This window comes from Siminovitchia jepli, from assembly GCF_047228825.1.
Taxonomy (GTDB): Bacteria; Bacillota; Bacilli; order Bacillales; family Bacillaceae_C; genus Siminovitchia.
Genome location: NZ_JBFEGN010000099.1, coordinates 1 through 11,460, shown reverse-complemented (window position 1 = coordinate 11,460; position 11,460 = coordinate 1). Strand labels below are relative to the sequence as shown.

General features: G+C 40.3%; 8 protein-coding genes and 1 pseudogene. All 9 read left to right on the top strand.

All coding sequences use genetic code 11. The features are described from left to right. Nucleotides 1-457 precede the first annotated feature (457 nt). The 9 genes and pseudogenes from AB1L08_RS19650 to hutH all read left to right on the top strand — a co-directional run bounded on the left by AB1L08_RS19650 (nucleotide 458) and on the right by hutH (nucleotide 10,638). Nucleotides 458-1,834 carry a sigma-54 interaction domain-containing protein gene (locus AB1L08_RS19650; protein WP_413066326.1) on the top strand — a complete coding sequence of 459 codons (1,377 nt, stop codon included), beginning with the start codon at nucleotides 458-460 and terminating at the stop codon, nucleotides 1,832-1,834. Between the two features lie 187 nt (nucleotides 1,835-2,021). Beyond that, nucleotides 2,022-3,440 carry an APC family permease gene (locus tag AB1L08_RS19645; RefSeq protein WP_413066325.1) on the top strand — a complete coding sequence of 473 codons (1,419 nt, stop codon included), beginning with the start codon at nucleotides 2,022-2,024 and terminating at the stop codon, nucleotides 3,438-3,440. Beyond that, on the top strand, nucleotides 3,433-4,311 hold the full coding sequence (locus tag AB1L08_RS19640; RefSeq protein ID WP_413066324.1) for an agmatinase family protein: 879 nt from the start codon (nucleotides 3,433-3,435) through the stop codon (nucleotides 4,309-4,311). The genes AB1L08_RS19645 and AB1L08_RS19640 overlap by 8 nt, the downstream gene beginning before the upstream one ends. A gap of 21 nt (nucleotides 4,312-4,332) precedes the next feature. Further along, complete coding sequence (locus tag AB1L08_RS19635; protein ID WP_413066323.1) at nucleotides 4,333-6,021, top strand: M20/M25/M40 family metallo-hydrolase; 1,689 nt, start codon at nucleotides 4,333-4,335, stop codon at nucleotides 6,019-6,021. 538 nt (nucleotides 6,022-6,559) lie between these two features. Next, nucleotides 6,560-6,820, top strand: a complete 261-nt coding sequence (locus AB1L08_RS19630; protein ID WP_413066322.1) for a sigma factor — start codon at nucleotides 6,560-6,562, stop codon at nucleotides 6,818-6,820. 18 nt (nucleotides 6,821-6,838) lie between these two features. After that, on the top strand, nucleotides 6,839-7,285 hold the full coding sequence (locus tag AB1L08_RS19625; protein WP_413066321.1) for a sigma factor-like helix-turn-helix DNA-binding protein: 447 nt from the start codon (nucleotides 6,839-6,841) through the stop codon (nucleotides 7,283-7,285). Nucleotides 7,286-7,307: 22 nt separating this feature from the next. Continuing rightward, nucleotides 7,308-7,892, top strand: a pseudogene (gene clpP / locus AB1L08_RS19620) (ATP-dependent Clp endopeptidase proteolytic subunit ClpP); the annotation flags it as partial. Between the two features lie 656 nt (nucleotides 7,893-8,548). Continuing rightward, nucleotides 8,549-8,992 (top strand): histidine utilization transcription antiterminator HutP, encoded by a 444-nt coding sequence (gene hutP, locus AB1L08_RS19615; RefSeq protein WP_413066320.1) that lies wholly within the window; start codon nucleotides 8,549-8,551, stop codon nucleotides 8,990-8,992. Between the two features lie 125 nt (nucleotides 8,993-9,117). Continuing rightward, a complete protein-coding gene (hutH, locus tag AB1L08_RS19610; RefSeq protein ID WP_413066319.1) occupies nucleotides 9,118-10,638 on the top strand; it encodes a histidine ammonia-lyase in 1,521 nt (506 codons plus the stop codon). The last annotated feature ends 822 nt before the right edge of the window (nucleotides 10,639-11,460 follow it).

Here is an 11,460-nt window from a genome sequence, read left to right as displayed (position 1 = left end):
CATCAGATTACACTCCATTTCCAGTAAATTTTTGGGAATTCAGGAATTTACTCGTTTGGAATACCGAGAGTATATTATATTCAATGATAACTATTATATCATTATTTCATTTTTTCTTAATGTTTAAAATGATGTTTGTACTCATTTACTGAACCTTAAACCCTTCTTTTGTTTTATCAAGGGCCTCAACTGTTTGGGTCCGGTTACTCCACCGGTTTTAAGCCTGAAGTGACCTTCGTTACGATTCGATTGACAACTGCTTTTTTCCAGTCAAAAGTATCTTGATGCCAATACCATAGAACGACTGGGGAGCCATTAGTGCATACGGTTTCAACGAGGATCTCCACCGACTGGACGAAATAGTGCAGGAGTTTTTGCTGAAATAATATTTTTGGCTGTCAAAAAATTAATAAAAAGTGTATGATAATTTTACACCTTTAAATAAGGAGGGTTTCCTATGTATAATAAGCAGCTTAATCAAATGAAAAAGAACTTTAAGCAAACAGATGTTATTTGTATAGTTGATATAGATGGAAACATTTTATACTACAATAATTACAACGATGTCTGCAATAAACTGGGAAGTAATGACGTAATCGGAAAGCCTTTTTTAGAGCTCTATCCGTGGTTAACACGTGAAACGAGTACATTGCTAAAGGTGCTAGATCGCGGCGAGCCCATCGTCAACGAATTTCAATCCTTAGAGGTAGATCATAATTTTACTGTAAACGCGATTAACTCTGCGTTCCCTTTAAAAAATAAATCAAATATGATTGGTGCAGTCATCGTATCGACGAATCTGGATACAGAAAGTGAAGCTAAAAAAATAACTGCGAACAAAATTCCGCAAGCTTCATTTCAGGCCAAATATAGTTTTGATGATATTCTTACAATAAATGAAGAGTTAGAACACACCAAAAAAACGCTGAAGAAAGCAGCCTCAAGAGATTCAAACATTTTTATTTATGGAGAAACAGGTACTGGAAAAGAATTATTTGCGCATTCAATCCATAATGAAAGTAATAGAAGGCACAAGCCTTTTGTCGCTCAAAATTGTGCAGCAATCCCTGGTACGCTAATAGAAAGTATTTTATTCGGTTCCTCGAAAGGCAGTTTTACAGGTGCTCAAGAAAAAAAGGGCATTTTTGAAATTGCGGATGGCGGGACGATTTTTTTAGATGAAATCAATTCTATGCCGATCGATATGCAGGTGAAATTGCTGCGGATCATTGAGGAAAAAAGTGTCCGGAAAATCGGAAGCCATAAAGATATTCCCATTGATGTACGAATTATTGCTTCCACAAATGAACGCCCTGAAAAGCTTGTAGCAGAAAACAAATTTCGAATGGATTTATTTTATCGTCTCAATGTTATTAGTGCAGAAATACCGCCATTACGAGATAGAAAAGAAGATATTAATCTCCTTTGCGACGCTTTTATTCATTATTATAATCAAGCTTTCAATGAAAATATAAAAGGGCTTCATGCAAATGCCCAGCTCGTTTTAAATACTTATGATTGGCCGGGAAACGTTCGGGAGCTGAAAAATTGTATTGAAAGCTCTTTCAACCTTGTAAATAGCAATATGATTATGGTAGAGGACCTACCTAAATATATTCTTACATCCAAACAAGTATCCCATAAAAAAAATATTACAAAGAATAAATCTTTAACGGAACTGATAGATGAATATGAGAAATCCTTGCTGGAGGATATTTTAACCATGTCCAATTTTAATATTTCGCATAGCGCGCGAATGCTAAAGGTTCCCCGCCAAACGATTTATTATAAAATGAATAAGTATAAAATTCAAAAAAACAAGCGGGAGGTGTAGAATTTTCTTACACTCCCCTTCGCTTCTGAAAGTACAACAACTATTTTATGACGAAGTTTGTTTGATTTTATCGCTCTTAAGCAGCTTTTTGATTATAGGTATTTTTGGCACGCAACTTGCAAATACTTTTGCAAGTGTTTTTTTTTAGAAAAAAACAATTTACTTTACTTATGGAGGAGGTATGCCAATGGGAAAAAATGACCCTGTAAAAAATAACGGAATGACAACAAAAGATTTTTTTGGACTGGCTTTTGGAAGCATGATTGGTATCGGGTGGGTAATTTCCGTTCCGGCATGGATGGCTACAGCTGGAAGTTTTGGTGCGATCATCGCTGTTGTACTCACGATGTGCATGATTATTCCAATCGGATTCGTTTACGGAGAGTTAACAGCAAGCCTAAAGGTAGCTGGAGGTGAATTTGCTTATACGTATAAAGCGTTGGGTAAATTACCTGCTTTTATTTGCGGCTGGTTTTTAATTTTAGGTTATTTAATCATTTTGCCGTGGGTTGCTATTTCAATTTCATTATTGGCCAGCTATGTATACCCGGCTTTAAATTCCTATCCGATTTATTCTCTTTTCAATTATCAAGTTTATTTACCCCAGCTGCTTGTCAGTTTTATTGTCGTGGGGACCATTGTTTATATGAATTGGAAGGGAACAAAACAATCGACCATTTTCCAAAACTCAGCTACCTTAATGATGATTATTACATTTATTGTCTTTATTGTTAGTGGCGTTTTCATTGGTGACGCCGAAAATATTAAGCCACTGTTTAACCCGGACTCGAAAGTCAATAGCGTAGTCCTTGCAATGGCAGCAATATTGTTCTTTATGAATGGTTTTGATACGATTCCGAAAACTGTGGAAGAAGCAAACAGTAAAATTAACTATTCGAATTTAGGAAATGCCATCGTTGGAACAATTCTTCTTGGTGGTACCCTTTACATTCTGATTATTATCGCTTCCGGATTTATTATGCCGGCCAGTCAAATTGATGGATTAGGCTCACTTCCACTGATCAATGCACTTGAAGTGACGACCGGTTCGAAATTTTTGCCATACATTGTTTCCTTCGGAGCACTAATGGGGGTCATTACAACATTTAATGGTTTTTTGCTGGCGGGAAGTCGCTTAATTTTCTCTTTTTCACAATCGGGTTTTTTACCGAAAGCTTTTTCAAAAAGGCATCCAAAATATAAAACACCTACCGGCGCATTATTGTTTATGACTGTCATTACTGTCGTGGGAATATTGCTCGGAAGCGGAGTACTTCTTCCGTTTATCATTATGGGAGGAATTTCTTTTCTAATCGCTTGGTTCTGTATGGCTTTGGCAAGTGTCATGCTTCGAAAATCACAACCAACACTGAATCGTCCCTATAAAATTCCAGGTGGAACCAAGACGGCATATATTGCAACTTTTTTCTCAGGACTATTTTTACTGCTCATGATCATCCCGGGAACCCCAATTTCAATGGGGAAAATAGAATACATTTTATTTGTTGCTTGGATGATACTCGGATTCTTTGTCTTTATTGGCGTTAAAAAGCATGAAATACGTTTAAATGAAACTACAAAAAATGAGGGATTTGTAAATGAATAAACAAAAATTTGGGATTGTTGGATTTCCTTGGGATGGAGGCGCTTCATTAGGGAGGCCAGGAGCGCGCTTTGGTCCTGCAAAAATCCGCGAGGCGTTTTCTTGGTTTGAAAATCGAATTGAAAATAATCAAGTTTATAACGTTGAAAAAAGAAAAACCTATCAACTACAAGATAAAGGTATTCAGGATTATGGCGATATAGATATTGCTGCTTACAGTACAGAACTTACATTTGAAAATGCGTATAGTAAAATTCAAGCGCTATTAAAAAACAATGTATTTCCTTTTGTAATTGGAGGAGACCACTCAATATCTTATCCGATTATTAAAGCACTGCACGACCACACAGATGGGCAAGTCGGAATAATCCAATTTGATGCCCATTTGGATTTAGTGGACGAAACACCGATACAAGGTCGCTTTTCTCAAAGCAGTCAGATGCGGCGAGCGCTGGAGCTCCCCCGCGTAAAACCTGAACATGTCGTCCAAATAGGCGTGCGCAGCATTAATTATCCATGGTATGAAAATTATCTCAAAGAAAGCGGTATCATACAGTTCACAGCCAGAGAGGTTCATCAAAGCACACCTGAACAAATCGTGAAAGAAACATTCGAAGCATTAAAAGATGTCGATAAAATTTACCTCACGTTCGATGTGGATGTACTGGATCCTGCTTATGCGCCGGGTACAGGGGCAAATGAGCCAGGGGGATTAACACCCGTACAATGTATGACAATGCTGGATTTGCTTTACTCAGCTGTTGATGCATTTGATATAGCAGAAGTAAATCCATTGTATGATCCTCAAGATATTACCTCTGCTTTTGCAGCCCGTATTATGTTTGATTGTGCAGTTGAAAGATTAAGCGAATGATGAATGTAAGGATGTCTTAAAATGAACGACTTAAATCAATTATTCGAACATGATGAGCTGAGGGAGCAAATTGCATATTTAACAAAGGAGCTCGTAAAAATACCGAGTGTCAGTCATACAAATGGTGAAAAAGTGATAGCCGATCGTATCAAACAATGGATTTCTCAATTCCCATACTTCAAGCAGCACCCTGATCATCTTTGGGAACAAGAAATTCCGGGTGACCCATATGGGAGGAAAAATATATTCGCATGGATTCAGGCGAACCCTACTGCTAAAAAAACAGTGATATACCATTCCCATATCGATACAGTCAACGTGAAGGACTTTGGAAATTTAGAAAATATTGCGTTTGATTCCGAACAACTTGGGGAATTTTTCAAAAACTATGATCATGACGAAACCATTAAGATAGAAGCACAGTCTGGTGACTGGATGTTTGGTCGCGGAGTATTAGATATGAAGAGCGGGGCAGCAATTCACATTGCCAACCTGCATTACTTCTCTGAGAATCTTGATAAACTTCATGGAAATGTACTCGCCATGTTTAATCCGGACGAAGAAACACAGCATATTGGAATCATTTCGGCAATTTCTGAACTGACAAGGCTTCAAAAAGAAAATGATTTAGAATATATCTGTGCAATCAATAATGATTTTACAAGTCCTCTTTTTGAAGGAGATTCCAGTAAGTATATTTATACCGGATTTGCAGGCAAACTACTCCCCAGCTTCTTTATTTACGGCAGAGAAGTACATGTTGGTGAAACGTTAAAAGGAATTGATTCAACACTTGTTGCCTCAGAAATTAATAAGCAAATTAACAACAATATGGCTCTTGCCGAACAGATAGAGGGAGAGGTAATCCTCCCGCCTTCGTGTCTCCAACAGCGCGATAGAAAAGAGTCTTACACTGTACAAACGCCTTTTAAAACAGGTATCTACTTTAATTATTTTTTATATAAAGATACCCCTTCAGACGTGTTAAGAAAATTGAAGCAACAAGCAAAAGTGGCTTGTGATGAAGTTGAACAATATCTTCAAATGAATTACAAACAATATCTGCAGAGACTTGGGCAAGTTGATCAATCGATTTCTTTTAAGATTGAAGTAGTTACGATTGAGGAATTGATTCAGGAGCTGAGGGGAAAAAATATCCCTGTTGAACGTACCATTCGTAATGTTGCTGAACGGACCAAAGGAGAAGAATTACGCGATCGGGCATTTAAGATCGTTGAGGCACTGCAGGAGCTGGACGAACAGAAAAAACCGAGAGTTATTCTGTTTTTCTCTCCTCCTTACTGCCCAAACCATTCCATTCAATATGATCGAGAAGGGAATGAACAGCTGATTAAGGAACTTGAACAGCTGATCAATGACGTTCAGAATAAAACCAAAGAAGAAATTAAAATGAAGGAATTCTTCCCATTTTTGGCAGACAGCAGCTATATTGCCTGCCAAGAATCCAAAAGCGAACTGGATGTCTTAATGGCAAACTTTATTGGCTGGGATGAGACTTATTCATTACCTATACAAGAAATCCAAGCTTTAAATATTCCTTCCATTAATATTGGGGTGTACGGAAAAGATGGACATAAATGGACTGAACGGGTGTATAAACCATACTCTTTTGAATTAGTTCCCCATATGATACGGACACTTACAGAAAAATTACTGTTGTCTTCTGATAGATCACTTTTCATAAGGTAAGTGAAAGGAGATCCTTGCAGGCGGATTCTCCTTTCATGTTATTGATAAAAAGGAGTTCGAAATCGTTTCGTTTCGAACTCCTTTTTAGATTTCCTATATGTTTTTCTAAACTCTTTAAGGCCTAACCGGTTCTCCGTCGGACTCCATGTTCTATTCTTTACCAAGATGCAATGACGAAATGATGCATACATGCTTTGCCGATTTGCAATCACGGTAGGATTTTTACGTTGCAGTCAATTTTTTTAAGACTTCACCTGCCGGGTAATGATAACATAATAACAAGCAGTGAGTATACATAATAAAATGGTTTTATATTTAAGCCCGACCCTATTCTTCCGGAATTTTTAAACCGGTATCCACTTTTTTGGGGCTGTAAACCATCAAATGGACATTAACGGATTATAAGATCATGTTTTGATCGGACTTGAGGCGAAAACAGCACCCGTATACATATAATAAAAAAAAATTTTTCCGCCCATATCTTTTTTGTTTTTTCAAACGTTTAGTAAGTAGAGACGTACTGAAAGGAGTGAGCAAAATGTACGAAAATCATTTTCATACATCAATGAAAAGTAACAATCAATCCCAGCAAGCAATGAATCAGAACCTTGTTCATTTACTTCCGCAGCTTCAGCAATATTGTCGGTATCTTTCTCAAAATAAATGGGACGGAGAGGATATTGCTCAGGAAGTCATCGTTAAAGCACTGGATCGCTATAGTCAAAAGGACGAAATTACGCCCGCTTTGTTAAAAAGAATGGCTTATAACTTTTGGATCGATACGATCCGAAAAAGATAAAATGAAGCGACCTTGCCGTTGACAGAATTGGAGGAAAGCAAAAAAGAAAGTAATGGTGTTTTAGATGTGATTGATTTTTTAATGAAAACATTAACGCCAAAACAAGCCGTTATCGTCATGTTGAAAGAAGGCTTTCAATTTCAATTAAAAGAAATTGCAATGTTATTGGACACAACTGAAGTGGCGGTAAAAGCAAGCCTTCATCGCGCAAGAAAAAGAATGGATAAAAGGGAACCCGAAAAAGCTTCCTTTTCAAATGAACTGTACTGGACTAATAATGAGCAGGAACAGTTTTATGGGCTGTTTCATAAAGCGGTAGAATTACAGGATCCGACTGTATTGATTAAAGCCATTCCATCAATCCGCACTTTGAAAAAGAAAACCGGAGCGCCAATCGCTGTTTTAAATAAAAACCTTTCATATCCAAATTCCTCTCCTTCAAGTACTCTCTCTCTGGCTGCATAGCTAAACTGAAAAGGAGGAATCAGTCATGAATACAATTCCATATGTGATTGAACAAACAAATCGCGGAGAGCGTTCCTATGATATATACTCCCGGTTATTAAAGGACCGGATTATCATGATTGGGGAAGAAATCAATGATCATATGGCCAATAGTGTTGTGGCACAACTATTATTTTTAGCGGCGGATAATCCAGAAAAAGACATTTCCTTATACATCAACAGTCCAGGCGGGTCTACAAATGCAGGCTTCGCAATATTTGATACGATGCAATACATTCAGCCTAACGTGCGGACAATTTGTACCGGGATGGCTGCATCGTTCGGTGCAATGCTCCTTCTGGCCGGTACAAAAGGGAAACGTTTTGCCCTGCCCAATAGTGAAATTATGATTCATCAACCACTTGGGGGTGCGAGAGGGCAGGCAACAGAAATTGAAATATCAGCAAAAAGAATTCTAAAGTTGAAAGAGAAAACGAACCAAATAATTGCTGACAGAACCGGTCAGCCTGTTGAAAAAGTTGCAAGGGATACGGACCGGGATTATTTCATGAGTGCGGAAGAAGCAAAAGAATACGGAATTATAGACGAGGTTATCGAGTTTAAATAGAGGGCTTACGGGGAACCAAGGCTTTCATTAAACAGAATGATGAAGGATTATAAAGACCTTTTATAAGTTCATTGAACTTGAAAGGTCTTTTTTGCTGTGCTTTATGGGTGTGGGTATTGATATCCAAATGCCCTAAAAAAGCTCTGCGGTGGTTGATGACGGGTAACTTTTCTCTGTTGCCGCATATTTTCATTAAACACACTTGCGCCTGCCGCTCGTGTTTATAAACAGTAGAAAGAATCGTGATTAGGACATCCATGAACGATTGTTAATTTTTTAGCTAAAGGTAAACTGGCTTCACTCGGATGCAATGATGTTGCCAATAATCAATGCAATGACAAAATCGAGTAATCTTAGATGGGAAAAATTGATTTAGCAGGGTCAAGCGTAAAAAGATATGGAAATATAGCACTTGATATCCAATGAGGTGTCGTTAAAGGTTCCTGACCTGTTGAATCGGAAGCATAACGGCCGTTCATTTCATTGGAGATATGGCTATATTCGTCAGTTAACTAATGGCAAGCCAGTTAAATCAACATGTAGCTCCGGGGCTAGTTCGATTTATGTTACTCCGGCAAACTTGTTGACACGGAATCAGATAGCGCTTACAATTAAGTTGATCAGCTTAATAGTTATTAGAAAAAGAGTTGTTTATTATGTCTTTGAATAAAGATCGTCGAATTGGCCGTCATGCAGTTCTCCTACTGCTGTCCGATAATCCGGCTGAGCAATTAAAAAAGCTGGAGCAGTCGAATTGGATCGGGTGTATAGGGAAAGTTGGTTCGATGGATACACATAAAGTGGTAGCTGCAATTGAAACGGCCGCAAAGAAGAACGGGATTGTCCGTTCGGACGTTTATCGTGAGATGCATGCTCTATACCATGCAATCATCGAAGCACTGCATGGGATTACGAGGGGCCAGGTACAAATAGGCTCCATCCTTAGGACGGTCGGCCTGTCATTTGCTGTTTTACGGGGAAATCCGTATGACAATGAGCAGGAAGGAGACTGGATTGCTGTTGCTTTATACGGGACGATAGGCGCGCCAGTGAAAGGATCCGAGCATGAAACCATCGGATTGGGAATCAACCATATATAATTGCCCATAGTTTATTAGTTTAGTTAATAGGGGGCTATATCTTGGAATCAATGACGAATCCAAGATATAGTCCCCTTTTTCATGGCTGCTTTACTTAACTAAAGGAATAGGAAAGGAGAATACAAATGGTCACACTTACTGGTCATTCACTTACGTTTTCCGAGGCAAGGAAAGTTCTTTATGGTCGGGAAAAAGTTCATTTTTCGGAAGAAAGCATGAGGAGAGTGGAAGAAAGCAGAAAAGCGGTAGAAAAAATCGTATCTGAAGAAAGGGTCGTCTATGGCATTACAACCGGGTTTGGAAAATTCAGTGATGTATTGATCGGCAAAGAAGACGTAGAAGAATTGCAGTTAAATTTAATTCGCTCCCATGCCTGCGGAGTCGGCGACCCTTTTCCGGAAATCGTATCGCGGGCGATGGTTTTGCTTCGTGCCAATGCGTTGCTGAAAGGATATTCGGGTGTTCGTCCAGTTGTCATCGAAAGGCTGTTGGATTTGATCAATGCGGAAATCCATCCGGTGATTCCACAGCAAGGATCCCTGGGAGCCAGCGGCGATTTGGCTCCGCTCTCACACTTGGCCCTTGTTTTAATTGGAGAAGGTGAAGTCTTTTATAAAGGGAAAAGAACTTCTGCGATGGACGCCATGACGAAAGAAGGGATTTTCCCCATCAGCCTGACGGCCAAGGATGGTCTGGCTCTTATTAACGGAACACAGGCCATGACGGCTATGGGCGTAATCGCTTATTTGGAAGCCGAAAAACTGGCTTATCAAGCAGAACTTATTTCAGCTGTCACAATTGAAGGCCTGCGCGGTATCATCGATGCATTTGACGAGGATATTCAAATAGCCCGCGGCTACAGGGAGCAGGCGGAAACAGCCGAACGGATCCGAAGGTTTCTGTCAGACAGCCGGTTGACAACGAAACAAGGAGAAATCCGCGTTCAGGATGCCTATTCGATCCGGTGCATCCCGCAAGTGCATGGAGCCTCATGGCAGGCATTGAACTATGTCAAGGAGAAGTTGGAAATTGAAATGAACGCGGCTACGGATAACCCCTTAGTTTTTGATAACGGGGAGAAGGTCTTATCAGGCGGGAATTTTCACGGGCAGCCAATTGCATTGGCAATGGATTTCCTGGCGATCGCTGTGGCGGAACTTGCCAACATTTCGGAACGCCGGATTGAACGTTTGGTGAATCCGCAATTGAATGACCTGCCGCCATTTTTAAGCCCTGAGCCAGGCTTGCAGTCAGGTGCGATGATCATGCAGTATGTCGCGGCATCATTGGTATCGGAAAATAAAACATTGGCCCATCCGGCAAGTGTTGATTCCATTCCATCTTCGGCGAATCAGGAAGATCATGTAAGCATGGGAACCATTGCGTCAAGGCATGCCTATCAAATTATCCAAAACACAAGACGCGTATTGGCCATTGAAGCGATTTGCAGTTTGCAGGCCGCAGACATAAGGGGAAAAGAGAAAATGGCGACAGTCACCAGAGCGTTTTTGGAAGAGGCCAGAAAGGTTGTACCATTCATTGAACATGACCGGGTTTTTTCAAAAGATATTGAGAAGATGTCCGATTGGTTAAAAACCGATGCCACGAGCCTAGCCGAAACAAGGAGAAACAAGTCTAAGTCGTGAGCAACAGGAAAGGATTTTTCCCTGACTAAGGACGACAGCGGGCCATTCCTCTTTTAGAAGGAAAGCTAAACATGAGGGATTAAAGTCTTGGCAAACTTAGGTTCCCTTAAAGTTGGAAGAAAGCGGATATGATTGTTCTAGAGAAGGATATGACGAAGAGTTTGATCCTTGCCGCCGATGGCGCTTGGCCACCTTAGGCCGCCACGTCCTGTGGCGCCTGCGGCACTGGGACGGTCCTGTGCGTGGAGCTAGCTCGCTTAAAAGCTGCCTCCTCGGGAACCGTCTTGTGGTTGTCGCAGGCTAGCCGCCTTGCGCTTTTCAGGGAATATACGATCGAGTTTTGAACAAAACGATCCGAAGACCCGAAATACGATCAAGTTTTGAACAAAACGCTCCGGGACCCTCGAAGTACACTTCAAAAGAAGTTTTTCTATGTTTAGCTCCAGCGCCTATCGACTAGCAAACTTCGCCCTCTTTTCCTTGAAAAAGCTGGGCTTTTTCTGCGTGGTTGTTTATTCGAGGAAGCTGATTCAGAGCACTATGATAAGTCAAAACACAGGATGTGCTAGTGCAGGCGAAGCGACAGGACAAGGAAAGCTTCGACAGCATCATCATCGCACGAAGAAAAAGCGCAAGCTTTTTCGAGGACGTCGCTGCTTGAGCCTGCTTTTCGTCCCCGTGTTTCCTTTACTTCATTGCGGAGTGCTCCAGTTTGTACGTCGCTAAACGGGCTCTTGCGCTTTTCTTAATGGTTTAGAAAACCCCTGGCTATGCCGGGGGTTCCGGAGAGCTTATAGCGTGGTAACAAAAAAACCTCACTTC

What these genes read in the sequence shown, in the direction of transcription:
- AB1L08_RS19640 (WP_413066324.1), top strand. Translation starts at nt 3,433, where the DNA reads ATGAATAAACAAAAATTTGGGATTGTTGGATTTCCTTGGGATGGAGGC.
- hutH (WP_413066319.1), top strand. Translation starts at nt 9,118, where the DNA reads ATGGTCACACTTACTGGTCATTCACTTACGTTTTCCGAGGCAAGGAAA.
- hutP (WP_413066320.1), top strand. Translation starts at nt 8,549, where the DNA reads ATGTCTTTGAATAAAGATCGTCGAATTGGCCGTCATGCAGTTCTCCTA.
- AB1L08_RS19650 (WP_413066326.1), top strand. Translation starts at nt 458, where the DNA reads ATGTATAATAAGCAGCTTAATCAAATGAAAAAGAACTTTAAGCAAACA.
- AB1L08_RS19630 (WP_413066322.1), top strand. Translation starts at nt 6,560, where the DNA reads ATGTACGAAAATCATTTTCATACATCAATGAAAAGTAACAATCAATCC.
- AB1L08_RS19645 (WP_413066325.1), top strand. Translation starts at nt 2,022, where the DNA reads ATGGGAAAAAATGACCCTGTAAAAAATAACGGAATGACAACAAAAGAT.
- AB1L08_RS19635 (WP_413066323.1), top strand. Translation starts at nt 4,333, where the DNA reads ATGAACGACTTAAATCAATTATTCGAACATGATGAGCTGAGGGAGCAA.